This window comes from Comamonas sp. UBA7528 (genome assembly GCF_002479375.1).
In the GTDB taxonomy this organism is placed as follows: Bacteria; Pseudomonadota; Gammaproteobacteria; order Burkholderiales; family Burkholderiaceae_C; genus Comamonas.
In genome coordinates, this window is record NZ_DLMU01000014.1 from 269733 (window position 1) to 291302 (window position 21570).

Consider the following 21570-nt stretch of genomic DNA (forward strand, 5'->3'; position numbering starts at 1 on the left):
CGCTCTTTTGGCTGACAGACAATGGCGCACAGGCCCGGCACAGTGCAGTCCGGTGGGGGTGGACGCTGGTGCGGCGAACTTGATCCAGGTCAAATGCTTGCCGGGCCATGCGGGACAGGCGCCTTGAAGGCGGCTGAAATGTCCCCACGTGGAATGCAGTTCAATTCATTGCTGTTGAGAAAGCTTTGCAACCATGCGTATCGACAAGCTCACCACCAAATTCCAAGAAGCCCTGGCCGATGCCCAAACCCTGGCGCTCGGCAACGACCACAACCGTATCGACCCTCTGCACTTGCTGGCGGCCATGCTGCGCCAGCAGGATGGCCCCAAGGCGCTGCTCGAGCGTTCCGGCGCCAAAGTCGGCGCCATGCAGACGGCCGTGGAAAACGCCATCAAGGCGTTGCCCACCGGCGACAGCGGTGCGGAAGTGCAACCCAATTCCGACCTGATCAAGCTGCTGCAGGCCACGGAGAAAGAATCCATCAAGCGCGGTGATCAGTTCATCGCCAGCGAACTGTTCCTGCTGGCGCTGGCCGACAGCGATGTGCAGGCGGCCAAGCTGGCCAAGGAAAACGGCCTGTCGCGCCGGAGCATGGAAACCGCCATCGAGGCCGTGCGCGGCGGACAGAAGGTGGACAGCCCCGAAGCCGAAGGCCAGCGCGAAGCGCTGAAGAAATACACCCTGGACCTGACCGAGCGCGCCCGCCTGGGCAAGCTGGATCCGGTGATCGGCCGCGACGACGAGATCCGCCGTGCCATACAGGTGCTGCAGCGCCGCAGCAAGAACAACCCGGTGCTGATCGGCGAGCCTGGCGTGGGCAAGACCGCCATCGTGGAAGGCCTGGCACAGCGCATCGTCGAAGGCGAAGTGCCCGAGACGCTGAAAGAAAAACGCGTGTTGGTGCTGGACATGGCCGGTCTGCTGGCCGGTGCCAAGTACCGCGGCGAGTTTGAAGAGCGCCTGAAATCCGTGCTGAATGAAGTGGCCAAGGAAGAGGGGCGCATCATTCTGTTCATCGACGAAATCCACACCATGGTGGGTGCCGGCAAGGCCGAAGGCGCGATGGACGCCGGCAACATGCTCAAGCCCGCACTGGCGCGTGGCGAGCTGCACTGCATCGGCGCCACCACGCTGGACGAATACCGCAAGTACATCGAAAAGGACGCTGCGCTGGAGCGCCGCTTCCAGAAGGTGCTGGTGGAAGAACCCTCGGTGGAAGACACCATCGCCATCCTGCGCGGTCTGCAGGTGCGCTATGAGGCCCACCATGGTGTGGACATCACCGACCCCGCGATCGTAGCGGCGGCCGAGCTGAGCAACCGCTACATCACCGACCGTTTCCTGCCCGACAAGGCCATCGACCTGATCGACGAGGCTGCGGCCAAGATCAAGATCGAGATCGACTCCAAACCCGAGGAGATGGACAAGCTCGAGCGCCGCATGATCCAGCTCAAGATCGAGCGCGAGGCCATGAAAAAGGAAAAGGATGAGGCTTCGCAAAAGCGCCTGGCCCTGATCGAGGAAGAGCTCGAGAGCCTGGAGCGCGAGTACGCCGATCTGGAAGAAGTCTGGAAGAGCGAAAAGGCCAGCGCCCAGGGTTCCGAGCAGTTGCGCAAGGAAGTGGACCAGATCCGCATCCAGATCGACGAGCTCAAGCGCAAGGGCGACTTCAACAAGGTGGCCGAGCTTCAATACGGCAAGCTCCCCGAGCTGGAGAAGAAGCTCAAGGAAGTCCAGGCCAGCGAGGCCGATGGCGGTGCCGGCGCTGCGCCCAAGCACCGTCTGCTGCGCACCCAGGTCGGTGCGGAAGAGATTGCCGAAGTCGTCAGCCGCGCCACCGGCATCCCGGTGGCCAAAATGATGCAGGGCGAAAAAGACAAACTGTTGCACATGGAAGCCAAGCTGCACGAGCGCGTGGTGGGCCAGGACGAGGCGATCTCGGCCGTGTCCAATGCCATCCGCCGTTCCCGCTCGGGCCTGTCGGACCCGAACCGGCCGCTGGGCAGCTTCCTGTTCCTGGGCCCCACCGGTGTCGGCAAGACCGAGCTGTGCAAGGCGCTGGCAGGTTTCCTGTTTGACAGCCAGGACCACCTGATTCGCATCGACATGAGCGAATTCATGGAAAAGCACAGCGTGGCACGTCTGATCGGCGCGCCCCCTGGCTATGTGGGCTATGAGGAAGGCGGCTACCTGACGGAAGCCGTGCGCCGCAAACCCTATAGCGTGGTGCTGCTCGATGAGGTGGAGAAAGCCCACCCCGACGTGTTCAACGTGCTGCTGCAGGTGCTGGACGACGGTCGTCTCACGGACGGCCAGGGACGCACGGTGGACTTCAAGAACACGGTGATCGTGATGACCAGCAACATCGGTTCAATGCTGATCCAGAGCATGGTTGGCCAGGACGCCGAGGACATCAAGGAAGCGGTGTGGGGGGAACTTAAAACCAATTTCCGACCCGAATTCCTGAACCGCATCGACGAAACCGTGGTCTTCCACGGACTGGATGCCAGGAACATCGAAGCCATTGCCCGGATCCAGCTGCGCCTGCTCGAAGGCCGTCTGGAGAAGATGGAACTGCAAATGCAGGTCTCGGAGCAGGCTTTGGCGGAACTGGCTAAAGTGGGCTTTGACCCGGTCTTCGGTGCCCGTCCGCTCAAGCGGGCCATCCAGCAGCGCATCGAGAACCCGCTGTCCAAGCTGCTGCTCGAGGGCAAGTTTCCGCCCAAGAGCGTCATCGAAGTGGCGGTGGACCCGGTGCAGGCGCCCGGCGTGTTCCAGTTCACGCAAGCTGTCCCCATGGGCAGCTGAGCTGAAGCCCGCCGGCACACATGAAAGGTGATGTTTTGAACGATTTCGTACACACGGCGGTCCGCTGGGTTGTCCGCATCTTCCTCCTTGCGGCAGGTGCGGTGTTCTTTCTGTGTCTGCTTGCCGTCGCCAGCCTGCTGGCGCTGGTCTGGGGCGCCCGCGCGCTGTGGGCCAGGCTCACCGGTCGCCCGGTGATGCCCTGGGTCATGCCCACGATGCGCCCTGGTGCCTCCTGGGGCATGTACCGCAGCAGCGGCTGGGCCAGCACCATGGCCGGTGCGGCCGGCGGCGCAGCCCATGATGCCGCTGACAGCACCGACGGTGCCGACAGCAAGCGCAGTGGCGTGCTGGCCAGTGCGGCACGCGACATCACCGATGTGCAGCCGCGCGAAGTGCGCTGATATCCTGTAGCTTCCACCAGTGCCATGGCGCTGGTGGGCTTTGGCAACAGAGAGGGCCAGCATGGCTGGCCGCGACAGGGACTCCCACCGGCAAGCGGTGGTTTCACAGGATGCACGGCCACGCATGAACCCAGTTTCCCCCCTGCAACAGGCTTTCGACCTGCAATACTTGGCCAGTCGCCAGCACCTGGAAGTGCCGGCCATGTTGCGCAAGGAGCGTTTGCTGCGCGTGCAGCGCATGCTGGACGAGCATGGCCCCGTGCTCACCGCAGCCGTGCAGGCCGACTTTGGCATCCGTTCGCCGCAGCTGACCGAGTTTGCCGACCTGCTGGTGCTGCGATCCCAGCTCAAGCAGGCACTGCGCCGGCTGGAGCGCTGGATGCGCCCGCGCCATGTCTGGACACCGCTGCACCTGCTCCCGGCGCGTGCGCGCATCGAGCGCCAGCCGCTGGGCGTGGTGGGCATCATTTCCCCCTGGAACTACCCCTTGCAGCTGTCGCTGGGCCCGGCCATCACCGCGCTGGCTGCGGGCAACCGCGTGATGCTCAAACCCAGTGAACTGGCGCCGCATACTGCGGCCCAGCTGGCGGCGGCGGTGGAGCAGTACTTTGCCCCGGACGAGTTCTGCGTGGTCCAGGGCGACAGCTATCTGTCCAGCCAGTTTGCCGGCCTGCATTTCGACCATTTGATGTTCACCGGCTCCACCGCAGTGGGCCGGCGCGTTGCCCAGGCCGCGGCCGTGCACCTGACGCCGACGACCCTGGAGCTGGGAGGCAAGTCGCCCTGCATCCTGGGGTCCGACTGCGACATGGCACAGGCGGCGCTGCGCGTGGCCCATGGCAAGCTGCTCAATGCCGGCCAGACCTGCATTGCGCCCGACTACGTGCTGCTGCCCCGGGGACAGGAGGCGGCTTTCGAGCAGGCCTACCGCCAGGCGGTGGCGCAGCTGTTCCCGCGCATCGTGGGCAACCCGGATTACGCCTCCATCATCCACCAGCGCCACCTGGTGCGGCTGCGCAATCTGCTGCAGCAGGCCCAGAGCCTGGGGGCGCAGGTGCAGGTGATCGACCCTGCACAGGGGCGGCAGGCGGCGGCCCCCGGCTGGGGGGATGCCGCGCAGCGCCAGATGCTGCCCACCCTGGTGTGGAATGTGCAGCCCACGATGACGCTGATGCAGGAGGAGATCTTCGGTCCCATCCTGCCGGTGGTGCCCTATGACCGGCTGGACGATGCCATTGCCGCCATCAATGCCGGACCGCGCCCGCTGGCGCTGTACTGGTTCGGCAAGGACGAGAAGGCGCGGGACACCGTGCTGCGCCGCACGGTGAGCGGCGGTGTCACGGTGAATGACACCCTGCTGCATGTGGCCCATGACAACCTGCCTTTTGGCGGCGTGGGAGACAGCGGCTGGGGCGCCTACCATGGCGAGCAGGGATTCCTGCGCTTTTCGCACCAGAAGCCGGTGTGCCTGCAAGGGCGCTGGTCGGCCGTGCAGTGGCTGTACCCGCCCTATGGTGCACGCTTCGACAAGATCATGGCCTTGCTGCGCCGCTGGGTGTGAGCCCCGCGCCCTCGCAGTGGTGCGGGGTGCCTTGCCCTTTCGCTGACCCGGTGCGCCAGACCGCCTGCACAGGGCTTGGCCTGCGCTTGCTTCCAAGGGTTCGCACCGTGATCCGGCGACCCGAAGACCCATGGCAGGCAAGCGGGCTGTGGGTCTGAAACAGGCGCTATCACATCCGCTATACCACGGCAAGAAGGGCTCTACAGCCGTACTGGTGCAAATGGCTACAACATTAGGGCGTGCGTCTGCGGAGCGTTTCACAGACAATTGCGACCTTTCGTTTTTCAACTGCTGTTTTCGTTTCGCTTTCCATGTCCAGTTACCAGGTCCGTCCCGCTACGCTTCGCGATGCGAAGGCCATCGCACAGATCCACACTTCGTCCGCCCAGGAGGTTTACCGAGGTATCGTGCCAGACGACCAATTGAAGGCCATGTCGTCGGTAGAGAAGCGCCAAGCCTATTGGCGCGAAGCCATTGAATATTGTGAGCCCCAGGTGCAGGTTGCCATTGATGGCGACAAGATCGTGGGCTTTGTCGGTTTTGACCGCTCCCGTGACGAGAAGTCGCGCCAGACCACCGGTGAGATCTGGGCCATCTATGCGGCCCCGACCCATTGGGACCAAGGCGTGGGTGTGGCCCTGTGGGATGCCGCCCGTGACGGTCTGGTCGAAGAAGGCTGCACCAACGTCACCTGCTGGGTGCCGCTGCGCAATGAACGCGCTCTGCGCTTTCATGAGTCCGCCGGCTTCAAGCGCGAGATGACCACGGCCAAGACCGCCGTCGTCGGTGGCGTCAAGATCGAGGAAGTGCGCCTCAAGCGCCCCTTGAACTAAATTTTCGTTTGCGGGCTGTTCAGCCCAGAAAGTGCACCCCATGCTGCAATGGCAACACCAGGGCAAGGATTTCCAGGCAGCATGGCACAGCGAAAGCGGTGCCCCGGCACCGCGCCGGCTGCAAGTGGTGGACGACAGTCTGCCCGCTGACACCGCCTACCGCCTGGCCTGTGAAGGCACGTCCTTGCTGTGGCAGGGCGACTTCCAGAACGCCCGCCACCTGCTGGACGCGCTCAAGCGCCGTCTGGACAAGCCGGTGCGTGCCGAGTCTGCCAAGGCCCGGCACCAGCGGCGCCAGGCCGGAGCCCAGGCCGATGCGCCCACCTTTCCCCATGCCTTTCACCTGTATCGCCAGTCCCAGGCCCAGCGCGCCCGCGTGCTGAACAGCCTGCTGGTAGTGGTGCAGCCCGACTACGTCATCTCGCTGCGCCGTGCGCCCGATTGGCGGCTGGCGTTCAACGAAGCCTGGGGGGCGGCTGCTGTCCTCAAGGGCCCCCGCGTGGTGGCCTTGCGTGAATTGCTGGGGGTGGTCGCCGCGCACGAGTGGCGCAAGAAAGGCGTGCCCATGCCTTTGCTGGGGGACGATGTCCGTGTGCATGCGCACTACGGAGTGTTCTCTCCGGTGCGGGGCGAGTATCTGGATCTAGTGGCCGAAGCTCCGTTGCCGGAAGCCGGCGAAGCCCTGGCTTTTGACATTGGCGTAGGAACCGGCGTGCTGTCGGCGCTGCTGCTGCAGCGTGGCGTGCAGCGCGTGGTCGCCACCGATCTGTCGCCCCGGGCCATCTCCTGTGCGAAAGACAACTTCCGCCGCATGGGGCTGAGCGACCAGGTGGATTTGCAGACCTGCGACTTGTTCCCCGAGGGGCAAGCCGGTCTGATTGTCTGCAACCCGCCGTGGCTGCCGGGCAAGGCTACGACCACGCTGGAGCAGTCGGTCTACGACCCCGACAGCCGCATGCTGCGCGGTTTTCTGCAAGGCCTGCGCGCCCATCTGGCACCGCAGGGCGAAGGCTGGCTGATCCTGTCCGATCTGGCCGAACATCTGGGCCTGCGCAGCCGCGCACAACTCGAAACCTGGATTGCCGAGGCCGGCCTCGCCGTCGCCGGCAAGCTGGACACCCGCCCCCACCATGGCAAGGTCCAGGATGCCCACGATGCGCTGCACAGCGCCCGGGCCCAGGAAGTCACCTCGCTGTGGCGTCTGGTGGCTAAGTAAGGCCGCAGCGCTGCCTGTGCGGATGCACGGCGGCGCACCCGTCTGTACCTCTCCCGTCGCTGTAGGGGGCCGAGAGCCGGTATTCCGGCACCTGGTCGCTAGGCAAGCTGGAGCGACGGCGGCAGCCCCAGGCATGTGGCGCCTTCGTCCGCACTTTCCATCCCCTCCATGCCTTCTGCCATCGGCGGCGGCGCCAGCAGCACCGCCAGCTGGGTGCGCAGGCAGTGGATACGGCGTGCGCCCCCCTGGCGCACCAGGGTCTGCATCCAGCGTTCGCAGGCCAGGCGCAGGCTGGGCAGATCGGGGGCTTGCAGCAGCAACTGGCGCAGCTGTGGCGCCAGATCGCATTCCTGCTCGTGCAGCAGGCGCTCGCACAGTTCCAGCAACTGGGCCCGCAAGCGGGCCAGGCGCACGGGGGCGCTCAGCACCGGGCCGTCGGGGGCGGGCTGGGTTTCGGTCAGGTAGCCGGCGGCCAGCAGCTCCTGCACCAGGGCCGCGCCCTGGCCGTGGAACAGGGCTTCCAGCACCGGGCGGGGCGTGCCTTCGGCCATCAGCAGCACCGAGCGCTGGCGCAGCGTGAACGCGGCCCGGCCGGCCAGTGCCTGGGCCGCCAGCGGGGTGCGCAGTACCAGACAAGTTGGGCAGTGGGGCATGGCGCGATTGCAGCACCGCCGCATGACAAAGCCATGAACCCTGCAGCCACCAGGGAGGTTGGGGACAATAGCGGGATCCGAGCGGCTGTGTTTTTCAGAAAACATAGCAATCTGCACCCCTGTGCGTAGCTCAATATGCCGATTTGACTTGATTTTTTGACCAGGTTGCAGACCCGCCTGGGTGACCCCATGAAACTGTTGCTGGCCCCGATGGAAGGGCTGCTGGACTTTGTGCTGCGCGATGTGCTGACCCAGGTGGGCGGCGTGGACCGCTGTGTGTCGGAATTCATCCGCGTCAGCGGTTCGCTGCTGCCCGACCGGGTGTTCCTGGGCTATATGCCCGAGCTGCTCAACGGCAGCCGCACGCTGGCGGGCGTACCGGTGCGGGCGCAGCTGCTGGGTTCGGATCCGGTCAGCATGGCCGAAAACGCGGCCAATCTGTGCCGCCTGAACCCCGAGGGCATTGACCTGAATTTCGGTTGCCCGGCCAAGACCGTGAACCGCCATGGGGGCGGTGCCTCCATGCTGCAGGACCCGGAAGCCATTGCCCGGCTGGTGGCCGCCGTGCGCCATGCCGTGCCGGCGGCACTGCCGGTGTCGGCGAAGATGCGCCTGGGCTTCCATGACCGGGGGCTGATGCGCGAGTGCGCCCAGGCCATGGCCGAGAGCGGGGCCTGCGAGATCGTGGTCCATGCCCGTACCAAGCTGGACGGCTACCGCCCGCCGGCCTACTGGGAGCTGATTCCGCAGATCCAGCAGGCAGTGCAGGTGCCGGTGATTGCCAACGGCGAGATCTGGACCGTGCAGGACGCGCTGCGCTGCCGCGAACAATCGGGCTGCAGCGATCTGATGCTGGGGCGTGGCAGCGTGGCCGACCCCGGGCTGGCCTGGGCGCTGCGCGCCGCCGTGGCCGGCGGTGTGGCCCAGGCCGATGCCGTTCCCTCCGCGCAGCCGCCCGTTGTGTCCTGGGCGCAGATGCTTCCGCGCCTGCAGCGCTTCTGGGATCTGGTGTGCCGTGACCTGAACCCCGGCCAGCGCGCCGGTCGCCTGAAGCAGTGGCTGAACCTGATGCGCCGCCGCTACCCCGAGGCCGAAGAGGCCTTCCAGACCGTGCGCGTCATGACCAACCAGCAGGTGGTGGGCGACTGGATCCGCGCGCAGCATGCGCGCCACGGGGTGGACTGGGCCCTCAGCGACCCTGCCAGCCTGCCGCACGTCGTCGACCGGTAAGAGGGCTGCAGGCAGCTCCACTTGCACCGCTGCGGCCCGTGGGGGCGTGGCTTACAGCAGGTGGTCCGGGGCCAGCGGGCCAATCAGGCGGATCAGCATGCGCAGCGGCAGACTGGCATCGGGCTCGCTGGTCTGGTCGCCCCAGTCGCTGCCGCTGGGTGCACGCCACAGCAGGCGCTTGCCGTCCTCCAGGGTGACATGCCAGGCCGATTCGTCCAGGCTTTCCTCGATGTTGCGCGCGGCCTCGGCCGACAGCTTGCGTGAGGCCACCAGCAACGCGATTTCGGTGTTCTGCAGCTGGGAACGCATGTCCAGGTTCATCGAGCCCACCACGGTCAATTGCCCGTCCATCACCATCAGCTTGGTGTGCAGCATGGCGCGTGACTGACCGCTGGAGCCGCTGATCTGCCCGGCCGAGCTGCGCAGCGTGCTGCGGCTGCCGGGCTGGACGCTGCGCAGCTCATAAAGCTGCACGCCCATGTCCAGCAATTCCTGGCGGTGGCGGGCATAGCCGGCATGGGCCAGCGGGGCATCGTTGGAGGCCAGCGAATTGGTCAGGATGCGCACCTGCACGCCGCGCTGCACGGCACGGCGGAAAGCTGCCTTCATGTCCGCTCCGGGGACGAAATAGGGCGAGACAATCAGCAACTGGCTGCGCGCCCTGTCCACCAGGGCCAGCAGACCGTCGACCACGCTGTCCTGGGCATCGACTGGGGCCAGCACCCGCCCCAGGGCCTTCTGGTTGGCGGTGGGTGCACGGGGGAGGGCGGGGCGTGTGCCGCTGGCGGCCGAAGGCAGGCCTGCCAGCAGGGAGCTGTCATCCCCGTCCTCAGGCGGCGCGGTGCTGTCTTCGTCCGGGGGCGGCACACTTTCATCGGGCAGGGCCACTTTGGTGGGCCGATCGGCCAGCACCACGCCGGGAGCCCAGATCCAGGCCATGGTGGCCAGATCCATGGGCGGCAGCCGCAGCAACTGCTGCTGGGTGAAGGCCTGGGCTTCGTCGACCGGGCTGGGCGGGGTGGTGCGGTGCTGCTGCCGGGCGTGTTGCGCGGGACTGAGCATGGCATCGAGCTCGGCCAGGCTCAGCAGCGATTCCACCGGGTAGGCACGGGAATCGTTCCAGTAGGTATCAAAGCTGCGCGAGAGCAGACGGACCACGGCACCGCCGGCCATGATGTCCAGGTCGATGAAGTTGTCGCTGTCCAGTCCGTCAAAGTAGGCATCACCCAGGTTGCGCCCGCCGGCAATGCCCACCATGTTGTCGGCCAGGAACAGCTTGTTGTGCATGCGTTGCTGGGCACGGCTGAAATCGGTCAGCGTGCTCAGGGCGCGCAGCGGCGGCGAGCTGCGTGCGCCCATCACGGGGTTGAACATGCGCATTTCCACGCCAGGGACAAAGGCCATGCGCATGACCTGGGCGTCCTTGCCGGCGCTGTGGAAATCGTCCAGCAGCATGCGCACACGCACGCCGCGGGCGGCGGCACGGGCCACTTCCTCCAGCAGCCGGGCGGTACTGGCGTCGGCATGGATGGCGTAGTACTGGATGTCCAGCGTCTTCTGTGCCGCCTGCACCAGGGCCAGTCGGCTGGTGTAGGCGGCTTCGGCACCGCCCAGCAGCGCAAAAGCCGAATGGTAGGGGGTGCCGGCCTGCTGGCGCTGCCGGGCCAGCAACTGGCCCAGGGCGGTGGATTGCGGCTGTGCCAGCGCGGAGGAAGGGGTGCGCTGTACCTGCTGGGGCAGCTGGGCGCAGCCCGTCAGCCACAGGACAGCCAGGCACAGCAGCAGGGCGCAGGCCCTGTGGTGCCAGGACAGGAGGGGCCGGCGCATGCCAGAGCCGGGCAGAGCAGTCCAAACGGTCATGCCCCAGATTACCAGTTCTGCAGGCCGGCAGGCTGTCGGACGCGGGACGAATCACGGTGGCCCATGTGCATGCCAGGCGCATGAAAAGCCGCACCCTGGAGGATGCGGCGTGCCCGAGCCTGCGGTGCTTAGTCCTGCGGGAAGATGCGCACGGCGCGCACCACGGTGGGGATGCGGCGCAGATTGCGCAGCGCGCTGTCCAGCTGGTCCAGGTTGTGGACCGAGATGATGAAGCGCAGGTCGGTGGTCTCCATCGCCGCTTCGTCGTCCATGTCCACATGGCGGATGTCCACGTTCAGCGCGGACAGCTCGCCCGCCACCCGGGCCAGCACCCCCTTGCTGTTCTTGATGGTGACGACGATGCCGCTCTCGAACAGATGCTGCTGGCTTTCCTCACCCCATTCCACGGCAATGAAGCGTTCGGCATCCTTGGCCTGCAGGCGCTTGGCATTGGCGCAGCCGGCATGGTGCACCACCAGGCCGTCGCCATGGCCCAGGTAGCCCACGATGGGGTCGCCGGGCACCGGACGGCAGCAGGGCGCATAGCGTATGGACGCGGTGCTGGGGCTGTCCAGCACCACCGTACCCTGGCTGAGCTTGTCCTCCTTGGCGGTGAAGCGCGACTGGGTCAGCAGCAGCGCATCGGGGCGCTGGCCATGGTTGGAGAGCTGGGCCAGGATGTGCGAGGCGACCAGGCTGGAGATGCGCCGGCCCATGCCGATGTCGGCCATCAGCTCCGCCCGGCTGCGGCTGCCGGTCTTGCGCAGCACCTCGTCCCACAGCGCCTGGTTGGCTTCGGAGCCATCGGGCGTGGTGGCAATGCCGGCCTGGCGCAGCGACTGGTTCAGCAGCTTTTCGCCCAGTTCCACCGATTCGGACTGGGCGGTGTTCTTCAGGTGGTGGCGGATCTTGGAGCGGGCGCGCCCGGTCTTGACAAAGCCCAGCCAAGCCGGGTTGGGCGTGGCATCGTCCGAGGTGATGACTTCCACCACGTCGCCGCTCTTGAGTTCGGTGCGCAGTGCCACGTATTCGCCGTTGACCAGGGCCGCCGTCACATGGTTGCCGATGTTGCTGTGGATGGCATAGGCAAAGTCGACCACGGTGGCGCCGCGTGGCATGGCCAGGATCTTGCTCTTCGGCGTGAACACATAGATGGAGTCGGGGAACAGGTCCACCTTGACGTGGTCCCAGAACTCGGTGGCATCGCTGTTCTCGTTCTGGATGTCCAGCAGCGACTGCAGCCACTTGGTGTTCAGGTGGGCATCCTCGCCGGCCTGGGCCTTGTACAGCCAGTGCGCAGCCACACCGGCCTCGGCCACGATGTGCATCTGCTCGGTGCGGATCTGGAATTCCACGCTCACGCCCGAGGGGCCGACCAGCGTGGTGTGCAGTGACTGGTAGCCATTGTTCTTGGCAATCGCGATATGGTCCTTGAATTTGCTGGGAACCGGCTTGTAGAGCTGGTGCAGCACGCCCAGCGCGGTGTAGCAGTCGATGACCGTGGGCACGACGATGCGAAAACCATAGATGTCCGTGACCTGCGCAAACGTCAGGTTATGGCGGATCATCTTCTGGTAGAGCGAATACAGCGTACTTTCGCGTCCCATCAGCCGGGCATGGATGCCCATGCGCGCAAAGGCGCTGTCGATTTCGCCCTGGACCCGCTGGACCAGATCACGGCGGCGGGCGCGGGATTTGGCAATCGCCTTGTCCAGCGTGTCATAGCGCCAGGGATGCAGGTGGCGAAAGGCCAGGTCCTGCAGCTCGCGGTAGGTCTGGTTCAGCCCCAGCCGGTGGGCGATGGGGGCGTAGATTTCCAGCGTTTCCGACGAGATGCGGCCCCACTTGCTGCGCGGCATGTCGCCCATGGTGCGCATATTGTGGGTACGGTCGGCCAGCTTGATCAGGATCACGCGCACATCGCGCGCCATCGCCAGCAGCATCTTGCGGAAGGACTCGGCCTGGTTCTCTTCGCGGGTGTTGAACTGCAGCTTGTCCAGCTTGGTCAGCCCATCGACCAGTTCCGCCACCGCTTCGCCAAAGCGCTCGGTGAGATCGTCCTTGGTGATGCCGCAGTCTTCCATGGAGTCGTGCAGCAGCGCAGCCATCAGGGCGGGCGCATCGAGCTTCCAGTTGGCGCAGATGCCGGTGACGGCAATCGGGTGGGTGATGTAGGGGTCGCCGCTGCTGCGCCACTGGCCGGTGTGGGCCATGTCGGCATACCGCCAAGCCTCGGTGACCTGGGCGATGCTGGCCGGGTCCAGGTACTGCAACTGGCTCAGCAACTGGTCGAAATGGGCAGCCGAGACCTCCGCAGCAGTGCGCTTGCCGCCGTCCGGGAGTGCGGAGCGGGCAATGGCAGGATCAGTAGCATCAGACGTAGGTAGGGCCGCGTTCATGTCTCAAATGTATCGCGGTCGGAGTATTCCGCGGATAGAAATAAAAAAGCACCGGGATACGGTGCTTCTATTGTCTAGCGGAAATGCTGCAGTGCCAAATCAACCCGGCACTTTCTTCAGCATCTCGAGGCCGACCTTGCCTTCTGCGATTTCACGCAGAGCGGTCACGCCGGGCTTGTTCTGGCACTCCACCTTGGGGGTGTGGCCTTGGCTGAGCATGCGGGCGCGGTAGGTCGCGGCCAGCACGAGCTGGAAGCGGTTGGGGATCTGCTCCAGGCAGTCTTCAACGGTGATGCGTGCCATCGGGGTTCTCCAAGGAATTCAATTCAGGAAAGATTGAGCGACTCGAAGACGTCGGACCGCAGGCGAAGCTGGGAGGCGTATTTGAGGCGCTGTGAGTGGATGATCGCTTTCAGGTCAAAAAGCGCACTCTCGAACAATTCGTTGATTATAACGAAGTCGAACTTTCCGACCTGGGCCATCTCCTCTTCGGCATTTTTCATGCGCAGTTCGATGACTTCGGGAGCGTCCTCGCCCCGGTTTTCCAGGCGCGAGCGCAGCTCTTCCCAGCTGGGGGGCAGGATGAAGATCAGTATCGCCTGCGGAAAGGCGGTGCGCACCTGCAGTGCGCCCTGGTAGTCGATCTCCAGCAGCACGTCTTCGCCCTTGGCCAGACGGTCCTGGATGCCTTTCTTGGACGTGCCGTAGCGCTTGCCGTGGACATTGGCCCATTCGACAAAAGCGTCGTTGCCGACCATGGAGTCGAATTCGGCGTCGGAGGCGAAGTAGTACTCGCGACCGTGTTTTTCCTGGCCGCGAGGTGCGCGGGTGGTGTGCGACACCGAGGGATAGACCCGCGCATCGAAGGAGCGCAGGGCCTTGACGAGGCTGGATTTGCCGGCGCCACTGGGCGCTGCGACGACGAAGAGGTTTCCGGGAGTTTCCATAGTTCTATGGGTGCCTGGGGAAGGCTTGCAAAAAGGGCGCTTGCGCGCCCTGGTGGTGTGGTGTGGTCACTCGATGTTCTGGACCTGCTCGCGCATCTGCTCGATCAGGACCTTCATGTCCACGCTGATGCGGGTCAGCTCCAGCGCGGCGGATTTGGAGCCCAGGGTGTTGGCTTCGCGGTGCATTTCCTGGATCAGGAAGTCCAGGCGCTTGCCGATCTCGCCACCCTTCTTGATCAGGCGGTCGACTTCGTCCAGGTGGGAGCTCAGGCGGGTGATTTCCTCGGCCACATCGATGCGGATCGCAAACGCCGTGGCTTCGCTCAGGGCGCGGTCCTGGGCGGCTTCCGGCGTGACCTGGCCTTCGGTCAGGCCCATGGCTTCCTGCCAGCGCTCCAGGAAACGCTGGCGCTGCTGCTCGACCAGCTGAGGCACCAGCGGGCCGGCCTGTCCGGCCAGGACACGCAGTTGCTTGGTGCGGTCCACCAGCATCTGGGCCAGGCGCTTGCCTTCGCGTTCACGGGCGGCAATCAGCTCGCCCACGGCCTGCTCGGCCAGCGCGGGGGCAATTTCGGACCAGTCCACGGCGCTGCTCTGGCCCTGGCCGCACAGGCGCAGGGCATCGGCCACGGACAGGCCCTTGGCGTCGGGCAGCCAGGCCTGGACCTGGTCCTGCAGCGACACCATGCGCTGCAGCAGCGCGGGCGAAGGCTGGGGCAGGGAGGCGGCGGCATCCTGGTCAATGGCGGCACGCACCTCGACCTTGCCGCGTTTCAGACGGGCGGTCAGCAGGGTGCGCAGCGCGGGCTCCTGGGCGCGCAGCTCGTCAGGCAGGCGGAAGGTCAGGTCCAGGAAACGGCTGTTGACCGAGCGGATTTCCAGCCCCAGCCGTACGTTGCGCGAAGACGCCTCACCGGCCTCGGCACTGCTGCCGTGCTGGGCGCTGGCGTAACCGGTCATGCTGTAAACTGCCATTGGACTTTCGATGGTTGCTTGCGAATTCGCTGATTATCCGGCTTCCGCCCTGACCTTGAGGTTTACCAGCACAAAATGTCGACTGCACGGCCCAAACCGGCCCCTCTGCCGCCTGACTCCATCATCGGGGAATACCGCGTGCTTGGCCGCTTGGCGGCCGGGGGCTTCGGGGTCGTCTACCTGGCGGTCGACGCCATGGGTCAGCAAGTGGCGATCAAAGAATACATCCCCGCCGCCCTCAGCACCCGCGCGCCCGGCGCGCTGGTGCCCCAGGTGGATCCGCGCCACACCGCGCTCTACCGTCTGGGCCTGAAAAGCTTCTTCGAGGAGGGCCGGGCGCTGGCGCAGATCTCCCACCCCTCGGTGGTGAACGTGCTCAACTTCTTTCGCGAAAACGACACGGTCTACATGGTGATGAACCACCTCAAGGGGGCCACCTTGCAGGACTTCGTCATCACCGCCCGGACCCGCAGGCAGGGCAAGGTGCTGCGCGAATCCACCATCCGTTCGCTGTTCGACGAGGTGCTGCATGGCCTGCGCGCTGTGCACCAGCACCGCATGCTGCACCTCGATATCAAGCCGGCCAACCTCTTCATCACCGACGACGACCGGGCGGTGATGATCGACTTCGGTGCCGCGCGCGAGGCGCTCAACAAGGAAGCGCCGTTTGTGCGGCCCATGTACACCCCGGGCTTTGCTGCGCCCGAGATGTACCTGCGGGATGCCCGCCTGGGCCCCTGGACGGATCTCTACGGGGTGGGGGCCTGCATCTACGCCTGCATGACCGGACTGCCACCCAGCGATGTGCTGCAGCGCCAGAAGAAGGACCGCCTGCCCATGGCGCTGGGCCGGCTGCGCGGCATTTATTCCGACAACCTGCTGGACGTGGTGCGCTGGTGCATGGCCATGGACCCGCTGGCTAGGCCGCAGTCGGTGTTTGCGCTGCACAAGGCGCTGAGCCACGGTGCGTGCCGCCGCTACACGCCCTTGTCGATGGCCGAAAAAGTGCGGCTGCAGCTGGAAGCGCTGCTGACCGACCCGCCGCGTCCCACCGCCACCCGCTATCGCCCCACGCGGGCACTGGCGCCATGAAGTTCGCGGTCTTCCAGCTCAGCCGCCAGGGAGGGCGCGCTGTCAACGAAGACCGCATGGGCTACAGCTACACCCGGGAAGCCGGGCTGTTCCTGCTGGCCGACGGCATGGGCGGTCACGCCGACGGCGAGGTGGCAGCGCAGATGGCGCTGCAGTCCATTGCCGCCCGCTTCCTGCGTGAGGCCACGCCCGCGCTGGCCGATGTGAAGGGGTTTCTGGAAGCCTCGCTGCTGTCCGCCCACCACCAGATCCTGCGCTATGCGCGAACGCGCTACCAGTCCGACACCCCCCGCACCACGCTGGTGGCGGCCGTGGTGCAGCAGGGCCAGGTCTGCTGGGTGCATTGCGGCGATTCGCGCCTGTACTGGGTGCGCGCGGGCCGGCTGCTCCTGCGCACGCGCGACCATTCCTTTGCCGAAATGGCCCGCAGAGGCGCCCTGCTGCCCGGCGATGCGGTGCAGAACCGCAACGTGTTGTTCACCTGCCTGGGCGCCAGCCAGCGCCCGGTGTTCGATCTGGAGGGGCCGCACCCTCTGCAGCCGGGCGACCGGCTGCTGCTGTGCTCCGACGGTTTGTGGGATGCGCTGCCCGATGCCGCACTGCTGCGCGGCCTGTGCGCCGCGCCGCTGGATGCCGCGGTGCCCGCGCTGGTGGTTGCCGCACTGCAGGCCGCCGGGGCCCACAGTGACAATGTGACGGCCCTGGCCGTGGAATGGCAGCCGGACATGGATCTGCCCGGTGGCGTGGGGGCCCCGGCCGGGGGCTTCGGCCTGCGCGCCCCCAACGTGCCTGGCGGCTAGGGCCGGAATCCATGCAGCCCCTCGCCATGCGCAGGGCTGCGCCCAGGGGATGCAGACTCCCCGATCAGTCTGCAAGGCCTTGCGGCTTGGGCGACACTCGGCGGAATGGCCGCCCAAGCCGGGTGGCTGCTGTATCAAAAACAATAGCTGTTTACGCCCTTTTTGCCTGCGTAAAAGCCCCATCTGACCATGAAAATCGTTCTCGCCTCCAACAACCGCGGCAAGCTGGCCGAGTTGCAATCCATGTTCGCTCCCCTGGGTGTGGAGCTGATCTGCCAAGGCGATCTGTTTGAAGGCGAAGCGCCCGAGCCGTTTGGCACCTTTGTTGAAAACTCGCTGTCCAAAGCCCGTTTCGCGGCCGAGAAGACCGGTTTGCCCGCGATTGCCGACGATGCCGGCCTGTGTGTGGACGCGTTCGGCGGCCTGCCGGGTGTGGATACGGCCTACTATTGCACCCAGTTCGGCATGGAAAAAAGCGATGCCAACAATGTGACGGCGCTGCTGAACAACCTTGAAGGCCAGCCCAACCGCCGCGCCGCCATGGTCAGCACCCTGGTGGGGGTGCGTTCGCCCAAGGATCCGGAGCCGCTGATTGCCGTGGGCCGCGTGCGTGTGGAGATCGCCACCGAGCGCCGCGGCAGCAACGGCTTTGGTTTTGACCCGGTGCTGGTCATTCCCGAACTGGGCAAGACCTTTGCCGAAATGGATCCTGCCGTCAAGAATGACCACAGCCACCGTGGCCGCAGCACGCGCGCGATGATGGAACTGTTGCGCCAGAGCTGGCTGGCCGCCTGAGGTACCACGCACGCACTGGCATCGCCTGTGCCGCGCTGCGGCGCGGCTGCACGGGCACGGTGCTGGCGCCTGCACAGCGCCTGCTGGGTGCTTGCTGGTACACGGTCACAGGCTGGAGCATGGTGCACTGCTGAGAGTTTTATGAATATTCCCATCCATCCCGCTGTATCGCAGGACACACAGGCCGCTTTGGGCCAGGCTCCCAAGGATGTGCAGCATTACATGCGCGCCGGCACGCTGGGCCTGCCGGCGCTGCCGCCGCTGTCGCTGTACATCCACCTGCCCTGGTGCCTCAAGAAATGCCCGTACTGCGACTTCAACTCGCATGAACACCGCGAAGGCGGTGGCGTGCGTGACATCCCCGAGCAGCGCTATATCGATGCGCTGATGGCCGACCTGGAAGCCAGCCTGCCGCTGATCTGGGGCCGCACCGTGCACAGCGTGTTCATTGGCGGCGGCACGCCCAGCCTGTTCAGCCCGGAGTCCATCGACCAGCTGATCAGCGGCCTGCGTGCGCGCCTGCGCATGGAGCCGGACTGTGAAATCACCATGGAAGCCAACCCCGGCACCTTCGAGAAAGACCGCTTCCGGGCCTTTCGCCATGCCGGCATCAACCGCCTGTCGATCGGGGTGCAGAGTTTCGATGACCGCTTCCTGAGCGCCATCGGCCGTGTGCACAGCGGCGACCAGGCGCGCGCGGCGGTGGAGGAGGCGGCCGGCGCCTTCGAGACCTTCAACCTGGACATCATGTATGCGTTGCCCGGCCAGACCGAGCTGGATCTGGTGCGCGATCTGGAAGCGGCAATGTCCTTCAAGCCGCCGCACATCTCCATCTACCACCTGACCATCGAGCCCAACACCTACTTCGCCAAGTACCCGCCGCAGGTGCCCGAGGACGATGCCGCCTACGACATGCTGGACCGCATTACCGCCATGACCGGTGCAGCGGGCATGCAGCGTTACGAAATCTCCGCCTATGCGCGCGACGGCCACCAGTGTTTCCACAACACCAACTACTGGCAGTTCGGCGACTACCTGGGAATTGGCGCGGGCGCGCACGGCAAGCTCAGCTTTGCCCACCGCATCGTGCGCCAGGTGAAGATCCGGGACCCGCAGCGCTATATGGACGCCGCGCTGGCCGGCCATGCACTGGCCAGCGACACCGATGTGCGGCGCAAAGACCTGCCGTTCGAGTACATGCTCAACGCCCTGCGCCTGCGCAGCGGCTTTGCCGTGCAGGACTATCTGGACCGCACCGGTCTGCCCATCAGCACCATCCGCAGCGCACTGGACGAGGCCGAGCGCAAAGGCCTGATCACCCAGTCCCTGGGCCGTGTGACACCCACCGAGCGCGGGTTCGACTTCCTGAGCGACCTCCAGGAGCTGTTCCTGGCGCCAGAGTGAAGGGCAGCCCTGCAGGCTTCTGGCCTGCGGGCTGGCACCGCAGAAGGTTCGTCGGCTTTGGGCGAAGGCGCTGTTGCAGCATCCGCCGTGCAGCACGGGGCGTGGCATACCCGCCGCGGGAGCCGACGGCGGCCGCAAAAAAACTGGCCAGGAGGTCGGTGTGCGCGGCAACGACCGTGCGGTCCGGGGCGGTCAGCCCTTACTTGGAGGCCTTGCGCGCATCGTCCACGGCTTCTTTCACATCGCCCACTTTTTTCTGGGCGGCACCTTCCACCTGCTTGGCCAGCCCCTTGGCCTGTTGCTCGGGGCTGTCGATCAGCTCGCCGGCTTTTTGCTGTACCTTGCCTGCAGCTTCCTTCAGCGCACCTTTGACTTGGTCGGTATTCATACGGGGATTCCTCTCGTGAACATGCGGTCAGGTGGCGACGGACGGCTTCCGTGCCTGAGGCTACCTTAGGTCACAGGGGGAAACCCGAGGGCCGGTCTGTGTCGCAGCGGGCCGTGGGGCTGCGCCTACGGCTGTAGGCCGGTCGGCAGCGGGAACAGGCGGGAGGTCCTGTCAGACAGGCATGTGATCTGATCGGCTGTGCGCCTCAGCCGCAACTGGCGGTGGTGAAACGACCGGTGGCATCCACCAGCAGGTTCAGGCGTTCGGCATTGAATTCCAGCGTGGTGGCTTGACCGGGGCGCAGCACACGGGCCATCAGTGCGCCGGAGCGGCGGCGCGCTTCTTCCACATGCTGCACGGTGTTGGTCTTGCCCACGGCCCATTGGGCAGCGGCGGCATCACAGCGTTGCAGCGGCTGGGCCGGCGCGCCCGGGTTGCCGTGACCGGGGCCGCCTGAGCCCATGCCTGCGCAACCGGCCAATGCGGCCACCAGCGGAATACCCATCCAAAGCACAGTACGCATACATCAACCTCTCTCAAAACAATAGCATGCACCATACCAGCAGCCCCCGGGAGGCGGAAGGCTACACATGCAAGTAATTGTCACGAAAGGCGACTGTGTGTCCACGTCCGTCGGTGCTTGCATGGCAAAGCGGAATCAGTCGGGCAGGTGGCGGAAGACCTGGGCTTCCAGCTTCATGCCCTGGATCTTGCTGGCTGCGGCTTCGGCCTGTGCGCGGCTGTCGAACGGGCCCACGCGGATGCGGGTGACTTCGCCCTGGCGTGATTCCAGCAACTGGGTGAAGACCGGCTGGCCGGCTTCACGCAAACGGCGGGTCACGCGCTGGGCGTTGTCCGCCTGGGCGTAGAGGCCGCTGTTCAGGTAGTACTTGCGGGGTTGCAACACGGTCTTGCCGGCGGCGGCGTGCTTGCTGTCGGGCTTTTCTGCCTTGTCCGCTTTGTCCACTTTGCTGGGCGCCTTGTCGGTCTTGCTGCCGGCCTTGTCCTTGGTGCGCTCGTTCGGGGGGACGGGGCTGCCGTGGTCGGCCTTGTCCGTGGAGGCGGCCTTGGCGGAACCCGGTGCTTCGGGGGGCGGCGCCGGTTTTGCGCTCTCGGGCAATGCCGCCGGTGCTGGCGCTGCGGAAGCAGTCACGGCCGCAACGGTGGAGGCCGCCAGGGCCGAGGTGGCAACCGCAGCAGCGGGAGCGCCGGGTGTGGTGGCGCCGGTCTGGCCGGGCTGCTCCAGCGGCGACAGCGCAGCGGGGCTGTCGGGCGCAGCGGGCGCGGCCTCTGCCGCGGCAGGGGGCGCCGGAGTCGTGTCAGCGGTCGGGGTGGGAGCCAGTGCCGCCAGGGCGCGGGCCGTGTCCTGCTGGGTGGGGCCGGTGTGGACAGGGCCCGTCGGCGTGGACAGGGTGCTCAGCCCCCAGACCAGGCCGGCCACCAGCAGTGCGCTCAGCGCATGGCCGGTGGTCGCCCATTGCAAACGGGTCGGGGTGGGGGCCTGGGTCTCCAGCAGGGCCATGGCTTCGCCCAGGGTGCGCGACCGGGTCAATGCCTGCATGGTGCGCTCGCGCACCGCGCGGTGGTAGAGGGCATTGCCTCCCAGACCGGGCAGCAGTACGGCCAGCAGCACCAGCAGCAGGGCCAGTGCGAGGGCCGCAGGGCGGGGCAGCAACTGGTTCAGGCCCAGCGTCCACCACAGCGCCACCACCGCCAGCAGCACGCCGGCGTACACGGCGGCATAGCGCCAAAGGCCGCGCAAGGCCATCCAGCCCAGGGTGCAGCAGCCCGCGGCCCAGTTCCAGCTGGGCAGAGGTTTGCCGAGTGCGTCAAAGCGTTCGAACTGTCGCTGATAGTAGGCCGTCTGCAGCGGGCCGATGGCCGCCTGGTAGAGGCGTGGCATCAGCGGGTTGTCGGCAGACAGGACTGGGGGTGCGTGGTGCTCCGAAGACATGCGTCGAATTGTGTCATGCAGGAACCGTTTCCCACGCATCTCTGGTGCAGCGTGGCATGGCAGCATCGCTCGCGGGGCCGCTCCAGTCCGAAAAAGGGGATGGGGCAGGACGGAGCAGAGGCGAAAAAAGTGCAGGACAAGACGACACGTTTGCAAACAAATGTTGCGCAGACCGGTGGCAACGCAGCGCCGTCCCGCAGGCGGCCAGCCACCACGCGGGCGGCCTGTGCGGCGCCGATCCAGTGTGGGCGCG

At 66.0% G+C, this 21570-nt stretch carries 19 protein-coding genes; 10 read left to right on the top strand and 9 right to left on the bottom strand.

The annotated features are described in order from the left end of the window. Positions 1–193: 193 nt before the first annotated feature. From clpB to B3349_RS16960, 5 genes are all read left to right on the top strand, one after another. Entirely contained in the window at positions 194–2809 is a 2616-nt protein-coding gene (clpB, locus tag B3349_RS16940) for an ATP-dependent chaperone ClpB (RefSeq protein WP_291590493.1), read from the top strand. 35 nt (positions 2810–2844) lie between these two features. Then, positions 2845–3210: a hypothetical protein gene (locus tag B3349_RS16945; protein WP_291590494.1), complete on the top strand. Its 366-nt coding sequence runs from the start codon at positions 2845–2847 to the stop codon at positions 3208–3210. Between the two features lie 124 nt (positions 3211–3334). Next, complete coding sequence (locus B3349_RS16950) at positions 3335–4771, top strand: coniferyl aldehyde dehydrogenase (RefSeq protein WP_291590495.1); 1437 nt, start codon at positions 3335–3337, stop codon at positions 4769–4771. A gap of 311 nt (positions 4772–5082) precedes the next feature. Continuing rightward, complete coding sequence (locus B3349_RS16955) at positions 5083–5604, top strand: GNAT family N-acetyltransferase (protein ID WP_291590496.1); 522 nt, start codon at positions 5083–5085, stop codon at positions 5602–5604. 40 nt (positions 5605–5644) lie between these two features. Then, the gene (locus B3349_RS16960; protein WP_291590498.1) at positions 5645–6820 is read left to right on the top strand and encodes a methyltransferase; all 1176 of its coding nucleotides are present in this window, start codon (positions 5645–5647) and stop codon (positions 6818–6820) included. Between the two features lie 98 nt (positions 6821–6918). Here the strand turns inward: B3349_RS16960 and B3349_RS16965 are convergent, their stop codons facing one another. Then, entirely contained in the window at positions 6919–7473 is a 555-nt protein-coding gene (locus tag B3349_RS16965) for a hypothetical protein (protein ID WP_291590499.1), read from the bottom strand. Between the two features lie 189 nt (positions 7474–7662). Between B3349_RS16965 and B3349_RS16970 the strand changes: the two genes are divergently transcribed. Beyond that, a complete protein-coding gene (locus B3349_RS16970; RefSeq protein WP_291590501.1) occupies positions 7663–8703 on the top strand; it encodes a tRNA dihydrouridine synthase in 1041 nt (346 codons plus the stop codon). A 51-nt stretch (positions 8704–8754) separates the two neighbouring features. On the opposite strand, the gene B3349_RS16975 is transcribed toward B3349_RS16970, so the two are convergent. From B3349_RS16975 to B3349_RS16995, 5 genes are all read right to left on the bottom strand, one after another. Then, a complete protein-coding gene (locus B3349_RS16975; RefSeq protein ID WP_291590502.1) occupies positions 8755–10530 on the bottom strand; it encodes a phospholipase D family protein in 1776 nt (591 codons plus the stop codon). 161 nt (positions 10531–10691) lie between these two features. After that, positions 10692–12962 carry a RelA/SpoT family protein gene (locus B3349_RS16980; RefSeq protein WP_066536946.1) on the bottom strand — a complete coding sequence of 757 codons (2271 nt, stop codon included), beginning with the start codon at positions 12960–12962 and terminating at the stop codon, positions 10692–10694. Between the two features lie 99 nt (positions 12963–13061). Continuing rightward, positions 13062–13265 carry a DNA-directed RNA polymerase subunit omega gene (rpoZ, locus tag B3349_RS16985; RefSeq protein ID WP_042417268.1) on the bottom strand — a complete coding sequence of 68 codons (204 nt, stop codon included), beginning with the start codon at positions 13263–13265 and terminating at the stop codon, positions 13062–13064. A 23-nt stretch (positions 13266–13288) separates the two neighbouring features. Then, complete coding sequence (gmk, locus tag B3349_RS16990) at positions 13289–13909, bottom strand: guanylate kinase (protein WP_066536937.1); 621 nt, start codon at positions 13907–13909, stop codon at positions 13289–13291. A gap of 66 nt (positions 13910–13975) precedes the next feature. Further along, positions 13976–14869: a YicC/YloC family endoribonuclease gene (locus B3349_RS16995; protein ID WP_291590887.1), complete on the bottom strand. Its 894-nt coding sequence runs from the start codon at positions 14867–14869 to the stop codon at positions 13976–13978. A gap of 90 nt (positions 14870–14959) precedes the next feature. Between B3349_RS16995 and B3349_RS17000 the strand changes: the two genes are divergently transcribed. The 4 genes from B3349_RS17000 to hemW all read left to right on the top strand — a co-directional run bounded on the left by B3349_RS17000 (position 14960) and on the right by hemW (position 18975). After that, positions 14960–15976 (top strand): serine/threonine protein kinase, encoded by a 1017-nt coding sequence (locus tag B3349_RS17000; protein WP_291590507.1) that lies wholly within the window; start codon positions 14960–14962, stop codon positions 15974–15976. Next, positions 15973–16776, top strand: a complete 804-nt coding sequence (locus B3349_RS17005; RefSeq protein WP_291590509.1) for a PP2C family protein-serine/threonine phosphatase — start codon at positions 15973–15975, stop codon at positions 16774–16776. Before B3349_RS17000 ends, B3349_RS17005 begins: the two co-directional genes overlap by 4 nt. Positions 16777–16965: 189 nt before the next feature. After that, complete coding sequence (rdgB, locus tag B3349_RS17010; RefSeq protein WP_291590511.1) at positions 16966–17571, top strand: RdgB/HAM1 family non-canonical purine NTP pyrophosphatase; 606 nt, start codon at positions 16966–16968, stop codon at positions 17569–17571. Positions 17572–17712: 141 nt separating this feature from the next. Further along, positions 17713–18975: a radical SAM family heme chaperone HemW gene (hemW, locus tag B3349_RS17015; RefSeq protein WP_291590512.1), complete on the top strand. Its 1263-nt coding sequence runs from the start codon at positions 17713–17715 to the stop codon at positions 18973–18975. 199 nt (positions 18976–19174) lie between these two features. Here the strand turns inward: hemW and B3349_RS17020 are convergent, their stop codons facing one another. The 3 genes from B3349_RS17020 to B3349_RS17030 all read right to left on the bottom strand — a co-directional run bounded on the left by B3349_RS17020 (position 19175) and on the right by B3349_RS17030 (position 21317). Further along, complete coding sequence (locus B3349_RS17020; RefSeq protein WP_218333619.1) at positions 19175–19363, bottom strand: CsbD family protein; 189 nt, start codon at positions 19361–19363, stop codon at positions 19175–19177. Positions 19364–19568: 205 nt separating this feature from the next. Beyond that, complete coding sequence (locus tag B3349_RS17025) at positions 19569–19886, bottom strand: I78 family peptidase inhibitor (protein ID WP_414646927.1); 318 nt, start codon at positions 19884–19886, stop codon at positions 19569–19571. 135 nt (positions 19887–20021) lie between these two features. Beyond that, positions 20022–21317 carry an SPOR domain-containing protein gene (locus B3349_RS17030; RefSeq protein ID WP_291590517.1) on the bottom strand — a complete coding sequence of 432 codons (1296 nt, stop codon included), beginning with the start codon at positions 21315–21317 and terminating at the stop codon, positions 20022–20024. Positions 21318–21570: the final 253 nt, after the last annotated feature.

Excerpts from the sequence above, each read along its gene's own strand:
- B3349_RS16975 (WP_291590502.1), bottom strand. The coding sequence starts at position 10,530 with ATGCGCCGGCCCCTCCTGTCCTGGCACCACAGGGCCTGCGCCCTGCTG.
- B3349_RS17030 (WP_291590517.1), bottom strand. The coding sequence starts at position 21,317 with ATGTCTTCGGAGCACCACGCACCCCCAGTCCTGTCTGCCGACAACCCG.
- clpB (WP_291590493.1), top strand. The coding sequence starts at position 194 with ATGCGTATCGACAAGCTCACCACCAAATTCCAAGAAGCCCTGGCCGAT.
- B3349_RS16955 (WP_291590496.1), top strand. The coding sequence starts at position 5,083 with ATGTCCAGTTACCAGGTCCGTCCCGCTACGCTTCGCGATGCGAAGGCC.
- B3349_RS17005 (WP_291590509.1), top strand. The coding sequence starts at position 15,973 with ATGAAGTTCGCGGTCTTCCAGCTCAGCCGCCAGGGAGGGCGCGCTGTC.
- hemW (WP_291590512.1), top strand. The coding sequence starts at position 17,713 with ATGAATATTCCCATCCATCCCGCTGTATCGCAGGACACACAGGCCGCT.
- B3349_RS17025 (WP_414646927.1), bottom strand. The coding sequence starts at position 19,886 with ATGCGTACTGTGCTTTGGATGGGTATTCCGCTGGTGGCCGCATTGGCC.
- rdgB (WP_291590511.1), top strand. The coding sequence starts at position 16,966 with ATGAAAATCGTTCTCGCCTCCAACAACCGCGGCAAGCTGGCCGAGTTG.
- rpoZ (WP_042417268.1), bottom strand. The coding sequence starts at position 13,265 with ATGGCACGCATCACCGTTGAAGACTGCCTGGAGCAGATCCCCAACCGC.
- B3349_RS16960 (WP_291590498.1), top strand. The coding sequence starts at position 5,645 with ATGCTGCAATGGCAACACCAGGGCAAGGATTTCCAGGCAGCATGGCAC.
- B3349_RS16970 (WP_291590501.1), top strand. The coding sequence starts at position 7,663 with ATGAAACTGTTGCTGGCCCCGATGGAAGGGCTGCTGGACTTTGTGCTG.
- B3349_RS16980 (WP_066536946.1), bottom strand. The coding sequence starts at position 12,962 with ATGAACGCGGCCCTACCTACGTCTGATGCTACTGATCCTGCCATTGCC.
- gmk (WP_066536937.1), bottom strand. The coding sequence starts at position 13,909 with ATGGAAACTCCCGGAAACCTCTTCGTCGTCGCAGCGCCCAGTGGCGCC.
- B3349_RS16995 (WP_291590887.1), bottom strand. The coding sequence starts at position 14,869 with ATGACCGGTTACGCCAGCGCCCAGCACGGCAGCAGTGCCGAGGCCGGT.
- B3349_RS17000 (WP_291590507.1), top strand. The coding sequence starts at position 14,960 with ATGTCGACTGCACGGCCCAAACCGGCCCCTCTGCCGCCTGACTCCATC.
- B3349_RS16965 (WP_291590499.1), bottom strand. The coding sequence starts at position 7,473 with ATGCCCCACTGCCCAACTTGTCTGGTACTGCGCACCCCGCTGGCGGCC.
- B3349_RS17020 (WP_218333619.1), bottom strand. The coding sequence starts at position 19,363 with ATGAATACCGACCAAGTCAAAGGTGCGCTGAAGGAAGCTGCAGGCAAG.
- B3349_RS16950 (WP_291590495.1), top strand. The coding sequence starts at position 3,335 with ATGAACCCAGTTTCCCCCCTGCAACAGGCTTTCGACCTGCAATACTTG.